This is a genomic window from Cohnella caldifontis, from assembly GCF_029360585.1.
GTDB classification, from domain to species: Bacteria; Bacillota; Bacilli; order Paenibacillales; family Paenibacillaceae; genus Cohnella; species Cohnella caldifontis.
Genome location: NZ_JAQZSJ010000001.1, coordinates 297,514 through 319,394, shown reverse-complemented (window position 1 = coordinate 319,394; position 21,881 = coordinate 297,514). Strand labels below are relative to the sequence as shown.

The following is a 21,881-nucleotide window of genomic DNA, read 5'->3' as shown; positions in this document are numbered from 1 at the left end:
CTGAAAGGAGGGGAATCGATGCCGCTCGTTCCTTACGAACCGTTTCGCCATTTTGAGAACATGAGACGCGATTTGGACTCGTTTTTCTCCCGCGATTGGCCGATGCTGCCCGCCGGCTTGTCCCGCGAAATGGGTTTGGGCAGAATCAGCGTCGACGTCTACGAAACGGAAAACGAAGTGGTCGCCGCTTGCGAGATCCCGGGTCTGGAAAAGAAGGAAGACGTGAACATCGACGTCGGCGACAACGTGCTTTCGATCAGCGGGACGTTAAACCGCGTGAACGAAGTGAAGGAAGAGAATATACATCGCCAGGAGCGGTTTTTCGGCCGTTTTCACCGCTCCGTCGCCTTGCCGACCGCGGTTTCGGCCGAAGGCGTGACGGCGACGTACAAAAACGGGGTGCTGGAAGTCCGGATGCCGAAGAAGAAGGGCGATTCGAAGCAACGCATCGACGTTCAGTTCCATTGACGGTTCAAGCCAGCAGGAATTTTCGGCCGGCTTGCTTTTACGGTCCCATCGTATTCAGCAGTCCTACGTTTTCGATGATCGAATCGACCCGGAAGTTTATTAGCAAATGCGGATAGTGATCCGATCTCCAATCCCGAAGATCTTCCCTTGACATTCGAGCCCGGAAAAATTGGCCCACCCCTAGAATGTCGGCCTCTTCGCGCTGCAGCTCCCGGAACATCCGTTGAAACCGCGTGGTCAACAGTTCGTTCAGCTCTTGCCGGATCCTATCCGATGTAGGGGAACTTATCGTTTCCAAAACGGTGACTTTCAGGTGCAGCCGGCTGTTCAGTACGGCTTTCCCTTCCTTCAAAGCGCTTTGATGAGTCATTCTGTCCGTCAAAATTTGAACGGCCGCATGATCCATGACCTCGATTCTGCCTTGCGCCCCTTGTCCGTTAAACAAATTGTACAGCAACGTTTCGTCCGGCGTTATCCGCGCGACCATCCTTCCGTTTTTGATGACGGCAGAGCCGGTGCTTTCCAGGGTGGTCGTTCGGCCAGGCTTGATGATGGGAATGGCCACGTCCCTCGTGTAGGAATGAAGGCTTCTGTATATTTGCCAAATTCTCGTTTGCGCCACTTGAGGAGTCCAACCGGCGTTTTTCTCGAAATAGTTGTAAGCTTCTATCCCGTTGTTCGACGTAGAGGATTTCAAGCGATCGAAAAGCGGCTCGAGTTCTCCGTCGCAGATCGCCGCGAGCGTTTTGGCCGGAATATCGCGGGCTCGCATGAAGCCGGAAACGGTGTCGCCCAGCCCTTTCTCCGCGAGAGCCTGCCCGAAAACGATGACTTTCAAATGCAGCAAATCGACCCGCGTCTCCATGTTTTTGCCGATGCGGTCGATCGTTCCTTCGATCGTTTTCCCCGCATCGCTCACGACCCTCACGTTCGACCGGCCTTCCGAAGCCTCGGGCAGCAGCAGCCACACTTGGAACACGCCGTTTTTATGCTGCAATCCCATTATAACGGGCAAAGAGCGATGATTGATGTCTTTGATATTCCAGCAACCGCTTAACGTCACCGCCGCCGAAACCGTAATCAAGAGCAACGGAATCCGATACATAAGGTTCCGGATCATGGCCGGGCCGCTCCCATTCGTTCTCGGCGCAAGCCCAGCAAAAACGTAACCAATGGTATCACCATGGTGACGTACGCGAGCAAAAACAAATTCCATCCTAACAACCGTTCAACGGATTCCCAATCGGGGATGAGCGCGCAAACGATATACAAAACCGCCGCCAATGACGCATTCGCCTGAACCGGACGGATGAGCGGAATGCCGCTCCGCAGCAGCAGTACCGTTTTCCACATGGCTAACGATAAATAAAGCAATACAAAGCAAATCAGGCTGATCATGAAAAAGACCGTCACCCGGTCGAACATCAGCCAGCTGACATCCACGGTATCCACCGCCATGATAAACGGAAATTGGAATCGGGCGGCCGTGTCTTCTCCGAACGTCAGCAGCGGGATATAGACGGAGATCAGAAACAGGGGCAGCAGCAAAAAGCTTGCCCGGACGACTTTGCGCCTTTCGTAAGGGATATAGGACGGGATGAACCCCAAAAAGACGAACCCGCCCGCGAAAGCGAACTGGCTTAGCAAGTAAGGCCGCCTAAAAACGTACGAGAAGGAAGCGGACCGCTCATCGATCAGAGGTAAAAGATAGCGCCAGTCCGCGTTTTGGAAGGACAGGATAAAAACCGCAAGAAGAAGGGGCAAAAAGAGGATCGCGACGAGAACACCCGTTCTGAACAGGGATTCGACGCCAAAAGAGGAAATCAGGGCGCAAACCGCAACCACGAGGAGCATCACGCTCCATATCGGCGTATTGCCAATGAAAACCACCGTAATGATTTCCGCGTAAACGCGAACCGTGACGACCATGGTCATAAAGAGATACGCCATAACCGGAAACAGCAAAACGACGGCAAACGCTTTACCCGTTCCCCGAAAAATATCGATCAGGTTCTGGGACGCGAAGCGGCTTAATCCTTTCGTGTATATTCCAAGCAAGGTGAAATGGCACGCGAATCCAAGCAGGATCGCGCTCCAATGGCCGACGGAAAGGCTGGCGATGACGTCCGCCGGATACGTGAAAAAAATCAGTCCGATATGCACGAGGAGATACATGGCGATAACCTGCGAACTTTTATCCATTTCGATCCCTTGCTCTCCACCGGTATACGTACGGAATTCCGAAGGTGCTCACCTTGGCGATGTACGCGCAGAGCACCACCGTGCCGACGAATAATCCCATAAGGCCGTAGACCGCAGATAGGAACAGGATCAAATACTTGCCCAGGCGCACGGTCGTCGCATTATGGAATCCGATGACGGCGAAATTGGCGATGGTCGTCGCGGCTAAAATGATGATCAGGATATTGCTGACCAATTTCGCTTCCACGACGGCTTGTCCGAGAATGATGCCGCCCACCATCGTGATGGTAGGTCCGATCGTTTTCGGGAGCCGAATGCTGGCTTCCAGCGTCAATTCCAGAATGAGCAGAAGTAGCAGCGTTTCCACCAGGGCCGGATAAGGGACTTCCGAGCGGCTGCCGGCGATGGACAACGCGATCTCGATCCGGAGAACCTCAGGATTGACCGATACGAGCGCGACGTACAAACCGGGCAGCAAAACGTTCGTCAAAACCCCGACCATCCGCAGGAACCGAAAGGATACCGCGTAAAACAAAGGGAAATTCATGTCGTTGTCCGCGAAAAACATGTCCAGCAGAAGACTGGGCAGCACGATGGCAAACGGAAACCGGTCGAGCAATAAAACCGCTTTGCCCTTGCTGAGCGCGGAGGCGGCATTCTGCGGCAGTTCGGTCGTATTGTAACGGGTGACCAGCGTCCATTTGGGGAATCCGAGCAGTCGGGTGAGCGCCATTAAATCGGGAACGTCCGTCTCTTGGTTCGATTCGATCTTCTGCGTGATCGCCGTCAGCAGGGCAGGGTCGATTCGGCCTTCCATATAGACGAGAACCGCATGCCTTCGCACGTCGCTCCCCATCCAGAAGGATCGTGTCCGAAGCCGGGGGGACACGACGAGTTTTTTCAGAATTCCGAGATTCGTGTCCAGGTCTTCGTTGAAGGCGCTAATCGGTCCGCGCAGCACGCTTTCGGTCGTCGGCGCCTCGATGGCACGGGTAAGCGTCCGATTGACCGGTACGATCCGGATGCAGAGCGGGACCGATTCGGGCAGCAGGATCAAATCGCCTTCGGAAATCGCTTCCATCACTCTCCGTTCATCCGCATCCCGGATACAGGTGCCGATCCCGCTCTCGAGCGCGAACAACGGACGTTCCGAAGCGACGGTGTTCCGGGCCTGCTGCTGGAGCAGCATCATCGTTTGCGGCAAATCGATCAGGGACTTGAAACCGGCCAAAACGACCGATTGATCCGCCACGAACATCCGATGGAGGAACAGATCCGCATCCTGTTCCTGCCTGGTTTTCAAAAAAGCCAATAGGTCCATGCCCGTCGCTCCTTTCGCGTCGATTTCCCAGTATTTCCCGAACGGGTTCCGGTATTCAAGATCCCCGGATTTCATCTTGGTTTAATGTTTTATTTTCGAAACGTGTTATAGTGGTGAAGTTACGCTCATTAACCGAAGGGGGAATCATCTTTACATGAACGAGAACGAGAACCGGAACGGGAATCCGGACCAAGGCGCGCAAACGGAACCGTCAGAGCGGCGCGAGACGACCGTGGATGCCGCGGGGGCGCCGGGTGCGGAGATATCCGCCGAAAATACGGTGGCCGCAACGGAGGAATCCGCTGAAGATACGGTCGCGGCAGCGGCGGAATCCGCTTCTGCGAACGCGGCTTCAGCGGCATCCGTGAAAAAACAGGCTCCTTGGCCGTGGATTGCCGTCGCCTTGCTGGCGGTCGCCGCATTGATCTTCGTATTGATCCGCGACAACAGCGAAGCGGCCGGGGGCACCCCGAACGAAGTCGTCGGCCGGATGGACGGCGCCACGTTCACCAAGGTCGACCTCTATGACGACATGGTGAAGCAAATGGCCGAAGGACAAGCCGCATCCGCGCTGGACAACCTGATGATCCTGAAGATGCTCGACATCGAAGCGGACAAGCAGGGGATCACGGTAAACGACGCCGACATCGACGCGGAAATCGCGAAATACAAGAAAAATTTCGCCAGCGACGACGAATTCAACTCGGCGTTGCAGATGCAAGGCATGTCAATGGACGGACTGAAGGAACAGATCGCGATTTCGGTCAAGCTGCGCAAAATTTTCGAGCCGCAGATCAAGCCGACCGACGATCAACTGAAAAAGTTCTACGAAGACAACAAGTCCAATTACGGCACGGCGGAACAAATCCGCGCTTCGCATATTTTGCTTCAGACGAAAGCGGAAGCGGAAGCGGTGCTGGCCGAACTCAAGAACGGCGCCGATTTCGCGAAGCTGGCGAAGGAAAAATCGATCGACCCGGGCTCCAAGGACCAGGGCGGGGACTTGAATTATTTCGGCAAAGGCGACATGAACGAAGAGTTCGAAACCGCCGCCTTCAAGCTGAACGTCGGCGAGCTCAGCGGCGTCGTGGAATCCCCGAACGGATTCCATATCATCAAAGTAACGGATAAGAAGCCGGCGGTGACCCCCGCCTTCGATACCGTGAAGCAACAAGTCAAAAACGACTATCTGGACCAGGAAATCCAAAGCAAGATCGGCGATTGGCTCACGGCTAAGAAAGAAGAGTACCACTTCGCCAACTTGCTGAACCCGGCGTCCCAAGCGACGACGGCACCGGAAACGGCGACTCCGTCGGCTTCGGCATCTCCGTCCGCGTCTGCGTCCGGCCAATAAGGATAGAAAAAGAGCCGCATCCATCCGCTCGTCGGATCGGTGCGGCTCTTTGTTGCGTTGCGGAAGTCGCTGCGACTGGGAATGCCAGGAGATAAGAAAGAAAGTTTCTTAACTGAAGCCCATCAGCGGGTTATTGCCGGGAGATAAGAAAGAAAGTTTCTTAATTGATGCCCATCAGCGGGTTATTGCCAGGAGATAAGAAAGAAAGTTTCTTAACTGAAGCCCATCAGCGGGTTATAGCCAGGAGATAAGAAAGAAAGTGTCTTAACTGAAGCCCATCAGCGGGTTATAGCCAGGAGATAAGAAAGAAAGTGTCTTAACTGAAGCCCATCAGCGGGTTATTGCCAGGAGATAAGAAAGAAAGTTTCTTAATTGAAGCCCATCAGCGGGTTATTGCCAGGAGATAAGAAAGAAAGTTTCTTAACTGAAACCCATCAGCGGGTTATTGCCAGGAGATCAGACAGAAAGTTTCTTAACTGAAACCCATCAGCGGGTTATTGCCAGGAGATCAGACAGAAAGTTTCTTAACTGAAACCCATCAGCGGGTTATTGCCAGGAGATCAGACAGAAAGTTTCTTAACTGAAACCCATCAGCGGGTTATTGCCAGGAGATCAGACAGAAAGTTTCTTAACTGAAACCCATCAGCGGGTTATTGCCAGGAGATAAGAAAGAAAGTTTCTTAACTGAAACCCATCAGCGGGTTATTGCCAGGAGATAAGAAAGAAAGTTTCTTAAATCTAGCCCAGCAGGGATAAAAAGCCAGGCGTTAAGAATGAAAGTTGCCCAACTCCCCCAGCTGCCGGTCAAGCTCCGATCCCAAATTCCCGACAGACCAACGTTCCTTTGACGCATTGGCAAAGGGAATGCAATTGAAATCGAATCAACGCATCAAAAAATCCCTCTACGAGGAGGGAGTTTCCGAGCTGGCAGCGGTTATTCCGCCTATTTGCTTTCTTCCGCGCCTTCGCGGCGCGGCGGCCGAGGCCGCTTCGGCCGGAAGCGGGACGACAAATAGTTGTGTTTCTTGTCCCGGAAGAAGATCCATCCTCCGATGAAGCTCACGCCGATCAAGAACAGAAAAAATCCGGCCAAGAAATGGAGCCATTCGAAATCGGGGTTTTGGGGGCCTAATTTCCCCATATCCGCGAAATAGGTGAACAATGCGTCTTTCATCAGCAAAAATCCATAAGCGGCGCCCAGGCCGGGAATTACCAATAACAGGATGGCGATCAACCGCGAAAGGACGAGTTTCATTTCCAAGGCCCTCCTTTCATCCCTTCTATCATACCTTGTTCCTACCTTTCTGTCCATGAAATCGCTTTATGTCGAATATCGAACCGCCTCTTTGTTCCCGTGGTTAAAAACAGGTACAATAGGAAAAGCATATGCCCGGCTTCCGGGCGATGGAAGAAACAAGACGGCGGAGGGACCCTTATGCCAATCGAAACCGACGTCGCCGTACTTGGCGGCGGACCGGGAGGTTACACGGCGGCGGTTCGCGCGGCGCAAGCCGGGCGCAGCGTCGTGCTGATCGAGCGGGACAAGCTGGGCGGAACGTGCCTTCACCGGGGCTGCATCCCCAGCAAAGCGCTGCTGAGAAGCGCGGAAGTATTCACGACGTTAAAACAGTCATCATCCTATGGCATCCGAATCGCAAGCGGAGAAGCAACGGTGGATTGGACGGCGGTCCTCGCGCGGAAGGACGGCATCGTCGAACAGCTGCACCGCGGGGTGCAGGCACTGATGAAGCAGCATAAAATCCAGGTGATCCATGGGAGCGGCCGCATCATCGGTCCGTCCATCTTTTCGCCCCGCAGCGGAGCGATCGCGGTGGAGCTGGCGGACGGGGAATCGGAAACGGTCGTCCCGCGCAATGTCGTCATTGCCACGGGTTCCCGCCCTCGGAAACTGGAAGGGCTGCCTTACGACGGCAAAACGGTGGCGACGAGCGACGAGGCGCTCGCGTGGACCGAACGCCCGGCTTCCATCCTGATCGTCGGGGGCGGCGTGATCGGCGTCGAATGGGCGTCGATGCTGGCCGACTTCGGCACGGAAGTCACCGTATTGGAAACGGCGGAACGGCTGCTGCCCGGAGAAGATAAAGACGTATCCGCCGAGATCGCCCGGGCGCTCGGCAAACGGGGCGTCCGCGTGCTGGCCGGGGCGAAGCTGAACGCTTCGAGCTGCCGGTCGGAGAACGGCCAAGTCTCGCTGCAAGCGGAAGTGCGGGGAGAGACCGTCGCTTTGTCCGCGGAACGCATGCTCGTATCGGTCGGCCGCCAAGGCAACGTGGAAGGCATCGGGCTCGAAAATACGGACGTGAAAACGGCCGGCCCCTTCATTGCCGTCAACCCCGCGACTTTACAAACCGGGGAGCCGCACATTTACGCCATCGGCGACGTCATCGGCGGGGTTCAGCTGGCCCACGCGGCGATGCACGAGGCGGCGGTCGCGGTCGAGCATCTGACCGGCGGGCATCCGCTGCGTTGTCCCGACCGGGACATTCCCCGCTGCATCTATTCGCGGCCGGAGGCCGCCTCGATCGGCTGGACGGAAGAAGCTGCCGCCGCCAGCGGCCTGAAAGTAAAGACGGCCAAAATCCCGCTGCGGGTGCTGGGCAAGGCTTTGGTGTACGGGGAAGCCGAAGGCTTCGCCAAAGCGGTGGCCGACGCCGCCACGGGAGATCTGCTCGGCGTGCATTTGGTCGGGGCGCATGCGACCGAGCTGATCGCCGAAGCTTCTCTGGCGAAGCTGCTGGACGCGGTGCCTTGGGAAATCGGCCGCGCGATCCATCCCCATCCGACGCTGTCGGAAATCATGCAGGAGACGATGCTGGGCCTGGACGGGACGGCCGGACACGCTTAAACGTTTCGCTCAGCGGCATTTCGCGGGCCCAATCGGGAGAAGACGACCTCTTCGGCGCCGGTTGGGCGTTTCTTTTTGTGGCAAGGAAGAGTATAATGTGAATTAACTTCAAGTATTAAGACCAGGTTATAATACAAGGACCGAAATCAAAGCCGGGAGGGACGCGCCATGACCCAGACGGGAACCGTACGCCAGAACAGCCGACACGCCGCACTCGGCATTTCCGACGAAAAGGCCGTTGCCATGTACGAAATCATGAAGCTTGCCAGAATGTACGACGAACGCGGGCAGCTGCTGCAGCGGGCGGGGAAAATCAATTTCCACATATCCGGAATCACGCAGGAGCCGTCGCAGACGGCCATGGCGTTCGCCATGGACCGCGAGCGGGACTGGTTTCTTCCTTATTACCGCGACTACGCGCTCGTGCTGTCCGTCGGCATGACCGTCAAGGAGCTCATGCTGTCGATTTTCGCCAAAGCGGAGGATCCCAACAGCGCCGGCCGCCAAATGCCCGGGCACTTCGGCTGCCGCAGGCTGCGCATCGTCACGGGCTCCAGCCCGGTCACGACGCAGGTTCCCCATGCCGTCGGGTTCGCCCTGGCCGCCAAAATGCGCGGGGAAGACGCCGTCTCCATCGTGTCGTTCGGCGAAGGCTCCAGCAACCAAGGCGATTTCCACGAGGGTTTGAATTTCGCGGGCGTGCAAAAGCTTCCCGTGGTTTTCGTGTGCCAGAACAACCAATACGCGATTTCGGTTCCGTTCTCCAAGCAATCCGCCGGAAAGATCGCCGATCGGGCGATCGGTTACGGCTTCCCGGGTTATCGGGTGGACGGAAACGACCCGCTCGAGGTGTACCGGGTCGTCAAGGAAGCGCGGGAACGGGCCGCGGCGGGAGAAGGACCGACGCTGATCGAGATCATGACGTACCGCGTCACGGCGCATTCGACGTCGGACAACGATTTGGCCTACCGCACGAAGGAAGAAGTCGAAATCCACAAGGCGAAAGACGGCATCCCCGTGTACCGCCGGTATTTGACCGAGCTGGGCCTATGGTCCGACGAGAAAGAGGACGAGCTGACGCGGAGACTGCGGGCCATGATCGACGAAGCGACGGAGTACGCGGAGAAGGCGCCGTTCCAACCGCCGGAGGATTCGTTCCGGTACGTGTACGCCGAAGAAGGGGAGGCGCGCTGAGATGCCGGTCATCGAATATATCGAAGCCATACGGCTCGCGATGAAAGAAGAAATGGAGCGGGATCCCGAAGTATTCGTCATGGGGGAGGACGTCGGACTTAAAGGCGGCGTTTTCGGCACGACGAAAGGGCTCCAGCAGCAGTTCGGGGAGGACCGCGCGCTGGACACGCCGCTGGCGGAATCCGCCATCGCGGGCGTCGCCATCGGGGCGGCGATGGCGGGCATGAAGCCGATCGCCGAGATGCAGTATTCGGATTTCATGTTTCCCGCCACGAACCAGATCATCAGCGAAGCGGCCAAAATCCGCTACCGTTCGAATAACGACTGGAGCTGTCCGATCGTCATCCGCGCTCCGATCGGCGGCGGCGTATTCGGGGGCTTGTACCATTCCCAATGTCCGGAGTCGGTGTTTTTCGGCACGCCCGGGCTCAAAATCGTGGCCCCGTCGACCGCTTACGACGCCAAAGGCTTGCTGAAGGCGGCGATCCGCGATCCGGATCCGGTGCTGTTCTTCGAAAACAAAAAATGCTATCGTTTGGTCGCGGATGAGGTTCCGGAGGAAGACTACACGGTTCCGATCGGAAAATCCAAGGTCATGCGCGAAGGCGGCGACATCACGGTCATCGGGTACAGCATGCCCCTTCATTTCGCGATGCAGGCGGCGGAAGAGCTTTCGCGCGAGGAAGGCGTGGAAGCGCACGTGCTGGACTTGCGCACGCTGCAGCCGCTCGACCGCGCCGGCATTCTCGAAGCCGCGGCCAAGACGGGCAAAGTGCTGATCGTGCACGAGGATAACAAAACCGGGGGAGTCGGCGCGGAAGTCGCGGCGATCATCGCCGAAGAGCTTCTGTACGACCTGGACGCCCCGATTCGCCGGCTGTGCGGGCCGGACGTGCCGGCGATGCCGATCAACCCGCCGGGGGAGAAGCATTTTCTGCTGAACAAAGAGAAATTGAAATCGGCCATGCTGGAGCTGGCGCGTTTCTAATGCGCGGTCCGGTCTGGAGCGGGAGGGAACACCTTGGCGAAACAAGTGGTGGAAATTACGATGCCGCAGCTCGCGGAATCGCTCGTGAACGCCACGATCGACCGTTGGCTCAAACAGCCGGGCGACACGGTGGACATGTACGAGCCCATCTGCGACCTTATTACGGATAAAGTAAACGCGGAGCTGCCTTCGACCGTGCGGGGAACGCTGGTGAAAATCCTGAAAGGCGAAGGCGAAGTCGTGGACGTCGGCACGGCGATCTGCTTGGTCGAGACGGAGGAGGCGGCCGCGTCTGCACCGACCGCTCCGAGCGCGAAGGAAGAACGGCAAGCCGCGGTTCCCGCCGCGACGGCCGGGGCGCCGGGTCTAGCTTCGCCGGCTTCGGCTCCGATGCCGGCAGTCGCCTTCGATCCGAACGCGCCGATGCGTTCCCGGTTCTCCCCGGCGGTGCAGAGGCTGGCCGCGGAGAACGGCGTGGATCTCGCCCGCGTGGCGGGTTCGGGACTCGGCGGGCGGATCACGCGCAAAGACGTGCTGGCCGCCATCGGATCGGGCAACCGTGGAGGCGCCGAACCCGTCCACGCGCCGGCCCCGGCCGCCTTGTCTTACGCGCCGACGCCCGCGTTTACGCCGGCGAAAGCCGCGGAGACGCTCATCATCCCGGAAGTCGAAGTGGATGAAGGAAGCCCGGCGCCCGGCGGCCGCGAGTATTCCATCGACGTCACGCCGATCCGCAATACGATCGCCAAGAACATGCGCCAGAGCGTCAACGAGATTCCGCATGCCTGGACGATGGTTGAAGTCGACCTGACCAACCTCGTGAACCTTCGCAAAGCGCTGAAGGACGACTTCAAGAAAAACGAAGGCATCAACCTGACTTTCATGCCGTTCCTGCTCAAGGCGGTCGTCGGGGCGATCAAAGAATATCCGCTGATGAACTCCGTCTGGGCGGTCGATAAAATCATCGTCAAGCGGGACATCAACCTGTCGATCGCGGTCGGCTCCGAGGAATCCGTCATCACGCCGGTCATCCGCAACGCCGACCAGAAGACGATCACCGGGCTCGCCCACGAAATCCACGATCTTGCCCGCCGGACGAGGGAGGGCAAGCTGAAGCTCGCGGATTTGCAAGGCGGCACGTTTACGGTCAACAATACGGGCACTTTCGGTTCCGTGCTCTCTTACCCGATCATCAACTACCCCCAGGCGGCGATCCTCACGCTGGAGACGATCGTCAAACGACCGGTCGTCATCGGCGAAATGATCGGCATCCGTTCGATGGTGAACCTGTGCCTGTCGTTCGACCATCGAATCCTGGACGGCATCATCTGCGGCCGTTTCCATCAGAAGGTCAAGGAAATCCTGGAAAGCTACGGGCCGGATACGAAGCTGTATTGATCAGCCGGAGTGTTTGACTTAGAGGAGGCGGAAGCTTGACGGTCTACATCGCGCTGCTTCGCGGGATCAACGTCGGAGGCAACCGGAAGGTTCCCATGCCCGCGCTGAAATCGATGTTCGAGTCGCTGGGGTTTCAAGGCGTGCTCACGTACATCAACAGCGGCAACGTCATTTTCGAATCCGATTCCGACGACGGCGGCGAAGCGCTGGAAGAGCGGATCGAGCGGGAGATCGAGAAGGTTTTCGGCTTTCCGGTCGACGTCATGATCCGGACGGCGGCGGAGCTGCGCGGGGCGATCGACGCCAACCCGTTCGCGGCGGAAGGATCGCCCGAGGAGCTGCATCTGCACGTGGGCTTTATGAAAAAAGCGGGACTGGCGGCGGACAAGCTGGCGAAATTGGATGCCCGAGTGAACGAGAACGAGGGGTATCGGCTTTCGAACCGCGAAGTATTCGCCGCCTTTCGAGCCGGCCTGCGGGATTCGAAGCTGGCGGAGCAGCTGGGCAAGCTCGGGGTTCCGCTCACCTTGCGCAATTGGAATACGACGACGAAGCTGGCGGAGCTGGCGGAAGCGAAGCTTCCCTGAATCGCCGGAGCGCATGGAAGCGCCGTTTGCGGACGGCGCTTTCGTTGCGTTACAATTTAAAGTGGAAATCCGGGAAAAAGGAGGGACGGAAATGATCCCCCTGCAAGTCGAATGGTTGTCGCGGATCGGCTACGAGGAAGCTTGGGATTTGCAAAAACGGCTCGTACGCGAAATCGACCGGGGCGAGCGCGGCGACACGCTGCTGCTGCTGGAGCATCCGCCTACCTACACGATCGGGTCGGACCGGCATCCCGAGCACTTGCTGCTCGGACCGGAGGAGCTGAAGCGAAAAGGGATTTCCGTCTTCCAAATCGACCGGGGAGGGGACATTACCTACCACGGACCGGGACAACTCGTCGGTTATCCGCTGCTGTATTTGGACTCGGTCGGATTGGACCTCCATCAGTACTTAAGGGATTTGGAAGAAGCGATCATCGGCTTGCTGGGCGAATTCGGCCTGGAAGGCGGCCGCAAGCCGGCGTATACGGGCGTATGGGTCGGGGACGAGAAAATCGCCGCGATCGGCGTCAAGTTCAACAAGGCGCGCGCGAGGCGGGGATTCGTCACCAGCCACGGCTTCGCCCTGAACGTCAAGCGGGGCGTGGAGAAGGAAGGCTTCAGCGGCATTATCCCGTGCGGCATCTCGGAGTACGGCGTCACCTCGCTGGAGGCGCTCACCGGACTCGCGTTGACGACGGAAGATATCGGCCGCCGTATCGTTCCCCATTTTCGCCGGGTGTTCGGATTCCCGGACGAGGCGCGGCGGCCGTCTATTGCAGAAACGCCCCTACGCTCATCAGAATCGTAGAAAAGACCATGGCGGCAAGCGTCACCCAAATCACGATTTTGAACGTGCGGTTGTTCACGGCGGCTCCACCTTTCCTGTCTAAGCTTATCCATCTTCTATTGTAACGAAAGCGGTCTAAGGAGGAAAGCTCATGGTCCAGCGCGAACGGTTGATCGCGGAATTCATGGAATTGGTGCAGATCGACAGCGAAACGAAACACGAGCAGGAAATCAGCAAGGTACTGAAGGAAAAGTTCGGCGGCCTCGGGCTCGAGGTGACGGAGGATGACACGGCGGGGAAAACGGGGCACGGTTCCGGAAATCTGTTCGCCTGGTTTCCGGCCACTCCGGGAGCGGAGAACGCGCCCGGCCTGCTGTTCACTTCCCATATGGATACCGTCAGCCCGGGCAAAGGCATCAAGCCGCGGCTGGATCCGGACGGCTATATCCGTTCCGACGGGACGACGATTCTCGGCAGCGACGATAAAGCCGGATTGGCCGCGATTTTCGAAGCGATCCGCGTCCTGAAGGAGAACAACCTGCCGCACGGCACGATCCAGTTCGTCATCACGGCCGGGGAAGAGTCCGGACTGATCGGCTCCCGCGCGATGGACGGATCTTTGCTTCGGGCAAAATTCGGATACGCGCTCGACTCCAACGGGGAGATCGGCTCGATCGCGGTGGCCGCTCCGACGAATTCCCGGCAGTTCATCACGATCAAGGGCAAAGCCGCCCACGCCGGCGTGAATCCGGAGGACGGCATCAGCGCGATCCAGGTCGCCTCCAAAGCGGTATCCCGCATGAAGCTCGGCCGCATCGACCATGAGACGACCGCCAATATCGGACGTTTCGAAGGCGGCGGCGAAGTGAACATCGTCGTGGACAAAGTGACCATTTACGCCGAAGCCCGGAGCCGCGACCATGCCAAAATGGAGAAGGTCGTCGAGCAGATGCGGGAGGCGGCGGAGAGCGCGGCGCGCGAGCACGGAGCCGAAGTCGACTTCCAGAATATCGTGATTTATCCGGCGTACCGCTATGGCGACGGCGACGAAGTCGTGGAAATCGCCAAGTCGGCGATCCGCGCGATCGGCCTCGAACCGAGCCAATTCGAATCCGGCGGCGGCAGCGACGCCAACATGTTCAACGGCAACGGCGTGCCGACCGTCAACCTGGCCGTCGGGTATGAAGACATCCATACGACGAGCGAACGCATCAAAGCCGACGACATCGTGAAAGTGGCCGAGCTCGTGCTGGCCATCGTCGCCGAAACGGCGAAACGGCAAGCGTAAGCCATTGAGAGAGAAAGCCTCCGAATTCCGCTTGTTTAAGCGGAACCGGAGGCTTTTTTTGCGGTTCGGACGGTCGATGCCGTACACGCGGCCTGCCGGGGATCGGCTGCTTCCCCGACCCGCGGATCCGAATCGGACCAGGGCGGACTCACGGGCTTTCGCAGACCGATCGAACAAGGTGCGTCTTGTGCAGCTGCGCTGCGTAGCGGATTCCCGAATTTCCGAGGTTCAGATCGAAATCGGCCAGCAAATTTTCCGCGACCGTTCGCACCCCGATTTCGCCGCTCACCGCCAACCCGTACACGTAAGGCCTCCCGATAAACGCCATTTTCGCGCCTAGCGCCAGCGCTTTAAACAGATCCGCTCCATGCCGGATGCCGCTGTCGAACAGTACGGGAACGCGGCTGCCGACCGCCATGGCGACGGACGGAAGCGCCTCGAGCGCCGCGATCGCCCCGTCGACGTGCCGTCCCCCGTGGTTGGATACGATGAGGCCGTCCGCGCCGAAACGAATCGACGTTTCCGCGTCTTCGGGATGGAGCACCCCTTTAACCAGCAGCGGAAGTCTGGTGATCGAGCGGACGAATTGCATGTCGGCCGCGGTAACGCCCGGATTGGTGATGAGGGCCAGGGCGGCCTGGGACGCGAGCGGTTCCCCGTATTTCTTCCTCACGACCGGGTCGGATCGCAAATTGCCTGACGCGTATGGGCCGATGTATGTGGAAAGGCAGTTTCGGATATTTCTTTCCCTCCAACCGATCTCGGGCCGGTCCGGCGTGAAGACGATGGCGGTATAACCGGCTTTCTCGGCTCGCGAAACCAGACTGAACATGACATCGCGGTCGTTGCCCGGATAGAGCTGGAACCATCGGGGAGCCCCCGTGGAGGCTACCTCCTCGATGGAATACGAGGAGCTTGTGCTAAGGATAAAAGGAATGCCTAACGCGGCAGCGGCTTTGGCCGTCGCGACTTCTCCCATCCCGTGAAAAAGCCCTTGGCTGGCGGTCGGGGCCAATCCGATCGGGAACGGGTACGTTCGGCCGAAGAGCTCCACGGTCAGCTTCCGGTCCGAAACGCCGCTCATCAGCCGGGGAACGATCTTCCATTGTTCGAAGGAGCGGCGGTTGGCCCGGATCGTGCTTTCGCCGCCCGCGCCTCCCGCGACGTAATCGAAAGCGAATAGGGGCAGCTTACGGCGGGCCATCCGTTCCCACTCCCAGTACGATACGACAGGAACCCGACCCGACGCGCATTCGGCGCCCCTTGCGCTTTGGACCCGCACGCCGTAGTTCACGCGATCCCCTCCCCTGACGGAGTATATGCGGGATTCGGATGCGGCAGTATGCGGCCGAACGGCATGAAGAAACCTCCCCAGCGCGAGGGGAGGGAATCTTGGTCGGCCTGATGGCGAAATCAGGAGCGCGAGCGCACTTCCTGCCGCATGAACAGCACGTAGGAGGCGGCGAAGCAAACCGCCGTTTCGGCGATCATGGCGACGATGTGCGGCCACACGAGCAGCAGGCTTTGCCCGAATGACAGCGGCGCGGAGATGGCCAGATACGCCTGCTCCTGCGTCACGAACGGGTTCAGCGTCCGCGTGTCCGGCAAAAGCAGCGTCTGGGCCGCTTCCTGGAACAGTTCCGAAGGCGAGATGCGGGACAGGAATTGCATCGTGTTGGAATACTGGATCACCGACGACGCGTCGCTCGTATCCGAAGGCGTGATCGCTCCCGCGATCAAGTTCAGGATCATGCCGTAGAACACCAGGAAGAAAATCCATAGCGCGATGCCGGACAAGGCGGAAGTGGCCGCTTGCTTGAACCGGACGGAGAACAGCAATGACAAGTTCAGCCATAGGCCGACGTACACCGTCGTCATGAGCAGCACGACGACGACGCGGCCGAATTCCTCCGGCGTCGGAGGGTAGCCGATCGTGAACAGCCCCATCCCCATGACGAGGAAGCCTAGGGAGAAAATGACGACGGCGATCAGCAAGAGGCCCGCGACGAACTTGGCGTTCAGGAAGTCGTCCCGGTGCACCGGCTGGGACAGCACGCGGCTGAGCGTTCCTTTGTTCCGCTCGGAGTTTACCGAGTCGAAGCCGATGGCGATGCCGATGAGCGGCGCCAGGAACGAGAGGAACGTCAGGAAGTTGGGCAAGTTGCCGTCCGATGCCGTGAACATGCTGAGGAACAGGAACCGGGTATCCGTCGGATCGTCGGTGCTGGATACGCCGGCCTTCAGCGCCGTGATCGCGGCGTAGATCGAGCCGACGCAGGCCAGGGTGATGATGGCGAGCAGGATGACGAACCGCCAGCTGCGGATATGGTCGCCGAACTCCTTCTGCACCATCACCCAGAAGGGCGGGGTACTCCGGCCGGTCACGCCGGCGGAATCGGCTTCCTTCCGCCTCGGGTTGCCGCCGATGGCGGCGCGCCATTTGTCAGCCCATACGCTCACGGGTTTCGCCTCCTTCGAAGTAACGGTGATAAATGTCGTCCAGCCCGTAGCGGTGCGGACGAAGGCCATGGATCCGGACGCCTTGGCGGACGACGAAGTCGGCCAGCTCGGCCGTCAGGTCCGAATGGGAAGTGACGACGAGCGTAACCGGCGCGGCTTCCCCCTGGGAAGAGGCGAGGCGTTCCGTCTCTTTGCGGGTGACGGACAAGACGCCTTCCATGCCGCGGATCGAATCCTCGATCGGTTCAGCCGCCGTCGCGACGTCCAACTCGATGCGGTGGGCTGGAGCGCCGTCCAGTTGCCGGGACAGCGTATCGATGTCGCCGGAGGCGATCAGCTTGCCGCGCACGAACAGGCCGACGCGGTCGCAGATTTGCTGCACTTGGTGCAGGTGGTGCGAGGACAGGAGCACGGTCAGGCCTTCCTTGCGGCTGAGTTCCTCGATCAGCGCGAGCAGCTCCCGCACGCCCTCCGGGTCGATGCCGAGCGTCGGCTCGTCGAGGATGATCACTTCCGGCTGCTTGATCAGCACGTCCGCCAGCCCCAGCCGCTGCCGCATCCCGCGGGAGAACGTGCCGACGCGCTTATGGGCGGCTTCGGCGAGGCCGACCCGCTCGAGCAGCCGAAGCGCCCGCTCCCGGCCTTCCTTCGGCGGGATGCGGTTCAGCCCGGAGGTGTACATCAAGTTGTCGAAGGCCGAGCGGTCCTCGTAAAACCCGACGTCGTCGGGCATGTAGCCGACTTTGCGTTTGACCTGCATCGGATTGCGCGTCGAGTCGATTCCGCACACTTTAACGGAACCGGAGGTCGGCTCCGTGAGGCCCAGCATCATCAGGATCGTCGTCGTTTTGCCGGCGCCGTTCGGGCCGAGCAGTCCGAAGATTTCCCCTGGGTATACGTTCAGGGACAAGTAGTCGACCGCGGTGAAATCTCCGTATTTTTTGACGAGGCTTTTGAGCTCGATCACCGGGTTATCCGCTTGGATGGACAACATTACCGCCTCCCGTATTTCCGGAACAAGCCGTAGACGCCGGCGATGACGGCCAGAATGATGAGCACCCCGATCCAGCCCCAGAGGACCGAGGATTTCACGGTCATGCGGATCGCGGCGTCGGCGGATTTCTCGGAAGCCTGCGCCGTCAGGCCGACCACGTAGTCGCCGGCCAGCGCTTTGCCGGAAGCTTTGATCGTCGCCGTGACCGGCTTGGATTCGCCTGCCTTCAGCGTGTTGATCGTTTTGGGTTCGAAGCTGATCTCCCAGTTCGCGGGCGGCGTGCTGGTCAGATTGATGTCGGTCAGGTCCGCGGAGCCCGTGTTTTTCACGACCAGCTCCAGCTTGCGTTCGTGGCCGGCCGTAACGTCCGCGCTGAGCCTTTCGTCGGAAGTGGACAGCGTCATGGCGTATGTCCCGGTGATGACGGCTTCCACTTCCGCGTCGGCGGTCGAGCTGCCGCTCGCCGCGTGGACGGCGACTTTATAGGTGTCGGCTTTCGCGTTTTCCGCCGGCGTCAGGTTGAGCGTAACGGTTTTGGACGCGCCCGGATCGATGTCCACGCTGGTTACGCCGTTGCCGTCTACCGTGAATTTGCCGTCCCAGCCGGACGGCGCTTCCGCGGTCAGCGCGTACGTCTGCTTGGATGCGGTGCGGTTGTTCAGCGACAGGCTGTACGTGAACGTGGAGTCGGAATGACCTTGCATGTTGGGCTGATCGACGGTGAGCTCGGATTTGTAGGAGCCTTTCTCCGAGACGTTCACTTTGATCGGCAGCGTGCCGAAAGCCCCCGCGCTGAGCTGGAAGGAGTAGTCGCCTTTTTCCACCTCCAGCGGCACGTGAAGCGTCAGGTTCATCGTCTGGGTATCGTTCGGTTTGACCGAGATCTGGCGGATGTTGTTTCCCCCGGCCGTCAGCTCGTACGTCCACCCCGAAGGAGCGCTGAACCCTACGGCAGCCGTCAGGATGTCCGCGGAATCGTTGATCAAGTCTACGGAATAGTTGATCGTCTCCCCGGGCGGCGCGGACAAATCGGTATACGGGGTGTAAACCTTGCCTCCGCCCGCGGCGTATGCCGGCGCGGCCGACGCCGCTGCCAGCAGGCAGAGCAGCGCCGTCATGATCAAGCGTACGGAACCGGTAAAGCGTTTCATGTTCGGATGACCCTCCCAAGTCGATTTTGATTTCACCTCCTCTACGCACGAAGGCGGCCGCCGGATTTAGGCCGAAAATTAAAAGTTCGCTTAAAGGAAGCTTAAAGGCAGATAAAAAACGGCCGCGGTACGTTAACGAACGCCGCGTTTTTTGGTATGTATAAAAAAAGAGGGAGCGACGATGGATTTCGGAGGTGCCTGCGATCATGGAAGCGCCAAAACGCCGTACGGAAGAGGAGAGCCTGGCGGATCTGCTGCGGCAAATCCGCGAAGGATCGCTTCAGGCGTTCGACCGTTTTTACGAGGAGGCCGCCCCGTTCGTCATGGGGCTCGGCTGCAAAATGCTGGGCGATCGGATGGAGGCCGAAGACGTCTGCCATGACGTCCTGATGAGCGTCATCGCGAAACCGGAGCGTTACGATCCGGCCCGGGGATCGGTAGAGGCATGGCTGGCGGTGCTGGCGAAAAGCCGCTGTTTGGACCGGCTGCGCAAACGCAAGCGCGTGGTGCTCGAATCCGCCGCGAACGCGTGGCCGGAGCCGCGAGGATCGGATGCCGGCGATTTGGAACGCCGCGTGCTGAACCGGCTGGAGCGGGAAGCGCTCCGCCGGGCTTGGGGGGATTTGCCGGGCGCCCAGCGGCAGACGCTGGCCGCGGCGTTCTATGATTACCGAAGCCAGCGCGAGCTCGCGGAGAACTGGAAAGTGCCGCTCGGCACGGTGAAATCGCGGGTGCGGTACGGCTTGTCGCACTTGCGCAAAGCGATGGAAAGGCTCGGATGGGCGGAAGGGGGCGGACGCGGTGAATGAGCGGAGCTGCGGGGTGCCCGAGGAAAAATGGATCGATTGGCATTTGAAACGCCTGCCGGAGGAAACCGCCTGGGCCATGGAGAGGCATCTCGAGACTTGCGCCGCGTGCAGGCGGACGTTCGCGCAATGGCGGGAGCTGCTCGGCAAGCCGGAGGTGTCGGCGGAGACGGGGACCGCGGGCGATCCGATGCCGGGGGAGCGCGTTCGACGTTCGCTGCGGATGGCGGTATGGAGAAGAAGTTGGAAAAAAAGGCTGGCGAAGCGGCCGTTGCTGTTGGCCGGCGCCGCGCTGGCCTGCGTGCTGCTCGTATCCGGGCTGCTCCTGCGGGAATTGCCGCAGCGTCCGGTACCGGAGGCAAGATCGGGAGGACTGGCCCCGCTGGAATACGCCCGGCTGCATGAGCCGGTAGGGGCGGCGGTCATCAGCGATCCCGACACGAAGGTGTACGCGGTGGCTTCTTCGTTCGCGCCGGGCGTACCGGTCGCGGACGGAAAAAAAGCCGTCACCGTGTGGGTGAACGGCCGCACGGGCGAGATGTTCGTGCTGATCGAAGGCTTGCTGCCCGCGGACACCAACGATTTGCAGGCTTGGGGGGACGTTCCCGGCGGGCTCACCAGCCTGGGATTGGTGGAATTCCATCGGGCCCAAGGGCATTTGTATTCCCATCTGCCGCCCGTACGGGACGTGCGGGACGTGTCCTTCACGATCGAGCCCAAAGGCGGGAGCGAGAAACCGACGGCACCGGAAACCGCTCACGTCAAACTGACGGGAAGCCCGTGATCCGGCCGGCGGTCGATCGCGGGGGCTGGGAACGGAGACGGCCGGACGGACGAAAAACCGGGGTTAACCCCCGGCTCCGACCAACCTCGATTGTTTCGAGTTCCCGGCATCCGCCGCGGCCGCTCCCGCGGCGGCGTTCAGCTTGTGGTAGAGCACGTAAGATCCGGCGAGCAACAGGAAGTAAACGAGCATCGGCAAGTTGGAGGCGACGGGTTCGCCGGACGCGAGGCCGGAATACACGACGCCGACCAAATCGAAGGCCATTCCGGCGTAGGCCCATTCTTTCAGCCGGGGGAAGCCGGGGATCAAGATCGCCGCGAGGCCGATCACCTTCACGATTCCGCTGAAGAAGACGAAGTAGTCCGGGTAACCTAAATGCTCGGTAATCAGCTCGACGGTCGACGCTTCTCCCATGATGGCCGGGACGGCCGCGAACAACATCAGCAGCGAGAACAGGGTGGTAACCGTCCAGTAAGCGATCCGTACTTTTTTCATGATCCATCTCTCCTTGAAATTTGTTTTGTATTCCTTGATTTGAATATACTCCATAGAGAATATTCCTGTCAAGGGATATTTAAAGTTTTTTTCTGCCTCTCATCGATTGACGAGTTGACGAAAAACGCTCCAACGGTCCCCCCTTATCGTCCGGAGCCGATCCTAACTAACGGACACCGCAGCCGCTATTTGAGGATTAAGGGTCATGCTCGAATCGTAACGGACACGGAAGCCCTTATTTGCAACGATTTGCGAAGATGCAGCGTATTTTTCTAAATAAGCGCAACGGAGTCCGTTAGCGTACAAATGTTCGAGGAATGTCCCCCATAGCGGCCGCTGTGTCCCTTAACCCGATCTCCCATAGCTTGATGAACGGTGTATGCGAACGGGTTGCTGCGGTTTTTATAAGTTCAAAATGCCAATCGAAAAAACCAGGCCTGCGACCGCATCGCCTGGTTTCGCATGTTTTCGGCAGCCTTCCGGATTCCTTCCCTTTCAGTCCGGTTTTCCGTTTCGGCCTCCGCCTGACGGCGGAACCGCCTGCAACGGCGGTCGGGCAGCCGGCAGCAGATCGGCCAAGCGGGCCGCTCGCCCGCGATTGCGGATTTCCTGACGCAACGCATGGCGGATTTCCCATGCCCGCCCGGACCAGGAAATCCGTTCGGGTGCGGCGTATCGTTTCAGCATCTCGCAAGATCCTCCTCTAATCGGGAGATTGGCGGAATCGAGCTCTCTCCG

The 21,881-nt window shown here is 59.3% G+C and carries 21 protein-coding genes; 11 read left to right on the top strand and 10 right to left on the bottom strand.

Going from position 1 to position 21,881, the window contains the following annotated elements; genetic code table 11:
• The first annotated feature begins 18 nt into the window (after nt 1–18).
• Complete coding sequence (locus tag PTZ19_RS01595) at nt 19–468, top strand: Hsp20/alpha crystallin family protein (RefSeq protein WP_276351897.1); 450 nt, start codon at nt 19–21, stop codon at nt 466–468.
• Between the two features lie 37 nt (nt 469–505).
• Here PTZ19_RS01595 and PTZ19_RS01590 read toward each other — a convergent pair whose 3' ends face one another.
• From PTZ19_RS01590 to PTZ19_RS01580, 3 genes are read right to left on the bottom strand one after another with little or no spacing between them, the layout of a single operon-like run.
• Nucleotides 506–1,588 (bottom strand): Ger(x)C family spore germination protein, encoded by a 1,083-nt coding sequence (locus PTZ19_RS01590; protein ID WP_276351894.1) that lies wholly within the window; start codon nt 1,586–1,588, stop codon nt 506–508.
• Nucleotides 1,585–2,670, bottom strand: a complete 1,086-nt coding sequence (locus tag PTZ19_RS01585; RefSeq protein ID WP_276351891.1) for a GerAB/ArcD/ProY family transporter — start codon at nt 2,668–2,670, stop codon at nt 1,585–1,587. The genes PTZ19_RS01590 and PTZ19_RS01585 overlap by 4 nt, the downstream gene beginning before the upstream one ends.
• Entirely contained in the window at nt 2,663–3,991 is a 1,329-nt protein-coding gene (locus PTZ19_RS01580; RefSeq protein ID WP_276351888.1) for a spore germination protein, read from the bottom strand. The genes PTZ19_RS01585 and PTZ19_RS01580 overlap by 8 nt, the downstream gene beginning before the upstream one ends.
• A 154-nt stretch (nt 3,992–4,145) precedes the next feature.
• Between PTZ19_RS01580 and PTZ19_RS01575 the strand changes: the two genes are divergently transcribed.
• On the top strand, nt 4,146–5,345 hold the full coding sequence (locus PTZ19_RS01575) for a foldase protein PrsA (protein WP_276351886.1): 1,200 nt from the start codon (nt 4,146–4,148) through the stop codon (nt 5,343–5,345).
• 943 nt (nt 5,346–6,288) lie between these two features.
• Here PTZ19_RS01575 and PTZ19_RS01570 read toward each other — a convergent pair.
• Nucleotides 6,289–6,600, bottom strand: coding sequence for a DUF2627 domain-containing protein (locus tag PTZ19_RS01570; RefSeq protein WP_276351883.1), 312 nt, complete (start codon nt 6,598–6,600; stop codon nt 6,289–6,291).
• A gap of 180 nt (nt 6,601–6,780) precedes the next feature.
• Here PTZ19_RS01570 and lpdA point away from each other — a divergent pair, with 180 nt between their 5' ends.
• The 7 genes from lpdA (at nt 6,781) to PTZ19_RS01535 (ending at nt 14,453) form a co-directional block, all read left to right on the top strand.
• Complete coding sequence (gene lpdA / locus PTZ19_RS01565) at nt 6,781–8,211, top strand: dihydrolipoyl dehydrogenase (protein ID WP_276351880.1); 1,431 nt, start codon at nt 6,781–6,783, stop codon at nt 8,209–8,211.
• Between the two features lie 168 nt (nt 8,212–8,379).
• On the top strand, nt 8,380–9,405 hold the full coding sequence (locus PTZ19_RS01560; RefSeq protein ID WP_276351878.1) for a thiamine pyrophosphate-dependent dehydrogenase E1 component subunit alpha: 1,026 nt from the start codon (nt 8,380–8,382) through the stop codon (nt 9,403–9,405).
• A 1-nt stretch (nt 9,406) separates the two neighbouring features.
• Nucleotides 9,407–10,393, top strand: coding sequence for an alpha-ketoacid dehydrogenase subunit beta (locus PTZ19_RS01555; protein WP_276351875.1), 987 nt, complete (start codon nt 9,407–9,409; stop codon nt 10,391–10,393).
• 60 nt (nt 10,394–10,453) lie between these two features.
• The gene (locus PTZ19_RS01550; RefSeq protein WP_422614962.1) at nt 10,454–11,791 is read left to right on the top strand and encodes a dihydrolipoamide acetyltransferase family protein; all 1,338 of its coding nucleotides are present in this window, start codon (nt 10,454–10,456) and stop codon (nt 11,789–11,791) included.
• Between the two features lie 35 nt (nt 11,792–11,826).
• A complete protein-coding gene (locus tag PTZ19_RS01545; protein ID WP_276351869.1) occupies nt 11,827–12,378 on the top strand; it encodes a DUF1697 domain-containing protein in 552 nt (183 codons plus the stop codon).
• A 91-nt stretch (nt 12,379–12,469) separates the two neighbouring features.
• Nucleotides 12,470–13,186: a lipoyl(octanoyl) transferase LipB gene (gene lipB / locus PTZ19_RS01540; protein WP_276351865.1), complete on the top strand. Its 717-nt coding sequence runs from the start codon at nt 12,470–12,472 to the stop codon at nt 13,184–13,186.
• Between the two features lie 130 nt (nt 13,187–13,316).
• Entirely contained in the window at nt 13,317–14,453 is a 1,137-nt protein-coding gene (locus PTZ19_RS01535; RefSeq protein ID WP_276351863.1) for a M20/M25/M40 family metallo-hydrolase, read from the top strand.
• Nucleotides 14,454–14,601: 148 nt separating this feature from the next.
• Here PTZ19_RS01535 and PTZ19_RS01530 read toward each other — a convergent pair whose 3' ends face one another.
• From PTZ19_RS01530 to PTZ19_RS01515, 4 genes are all read right to left on the bottom strand, one after another.
• The gene (locus PTZ19_RS01530) at nt 14,602–15,747 is read right to left on the bottom strand and encodes an alpha-hydroxy-acid oxidizing protein (RefSeq protein WP_276351861.1); all 1,146 of its coding nucleotides are present in this window, start codon (nt 15,745–15,747) and stop codon (nt 14,602–14,604) included.
• A gap of 119 nt (nt 15,748–15,866) precedes the next feature.
• Nucleotides 15,867–16,913 (bottom strand): ABC transporter permease, encoded by a 1,047-nt coding sequence (locus tag PTZ19_RS01525; RefSeq protein WP_276351859.1) that lies wholly within the window; start codon nt 16,911–16,913, stop codon nt 15,867–15,869.
• The gene (locus tag PTZ19_RS01520) at nt 16,897–17,907 is read right to left on the bottom strand and encodes an ABC transporter ATP-binding protein (protein WP_276351856.1); all 1,011 of its coding nucleotides are present in this window, start codon (nt 17,905–17,907) and stop codon (nt 16,897–16,899) included. The genes PTZ19_RS01525 and PTZ19_RS01520 overlap by 17 nt, the downstream gene beginning before the upstream one ends.
• Nucleotides 17,907–19,058: a COG1470 family protein gene (locus tag PTZ19_RS01515; RefSeq protein ID WP_276351854.1), complete on the bottom strand. Its 1,152-nt coding sequence runs from the start codon at nt 19,056–19,058 to the stop codon at nt 17,907–17,909. Before PTZ19_RS01515 ends, PTZ19_RS01520 begins: the two co-directional genes overlap by 1 nt.
• Before the next feature lie 206 nt (nt 19,059–19,264).
• Here PTZ19_RS01515 and PTZ19_RS01510 point away from each other — a divergent pair, with 206 nt between their 5' ends.
• A complete protein-coding gene (locus tag PTZ19_RS01510; protein ID WP_276351850.1) occupies nt 19,265–19,867 on the top strand; it encodes a sigma-70 family RNA polymerase sigma factor in 603 nt (200 codons plus the stop codon).
• Nucleotides 19,860–20,648 (top strand): anti-sigma factor, encoded by a 789-nt coding sequence (locus PTZ19_RS01505; protein WP_276351847.1) that lies wholly within the window; start codon nt 19,860–19,862, stop codon nt 20,646–20,648. Before PTZ19_RS01510 ends, PTZ19_RS01505 begins: the two co-directional genes overlap by 8 nt.
• A gap of 63 nt (nt 20,649–20,711) precedes the next feature.
• On the opposite strand, the gene PTZ19_RS01500 is transcribed toward PTZ19_RS01505, so the two are convergent.
• A complete protein-coding gene (locus PTZ19_RS01500) occupies nt 20,712–21,143 on the bottom strand; it encodes a DoxX family protein (RefSeq protein WP_276351843.1) in 432 nt (143 codons plus the stop codon).
• A gap of 495 nt (nt 21,144–21,638) precedes the next feature.
• Nucleotides 21,639–21,830 (bottom strand): Z-ring formation inhibitor MciZ, encoded by a 192-nt coding sequence (mciZ, locus tag PTZ19_RS01495; RefSeq protein ID WP_276351841.1) that lies wholly within the window; start codon nt 21,828–21,830, stop codon nt 21,639–21,641.
• Between the last annotated feature and the right edge of the window lie 51 nt (nt 21,831–21,881).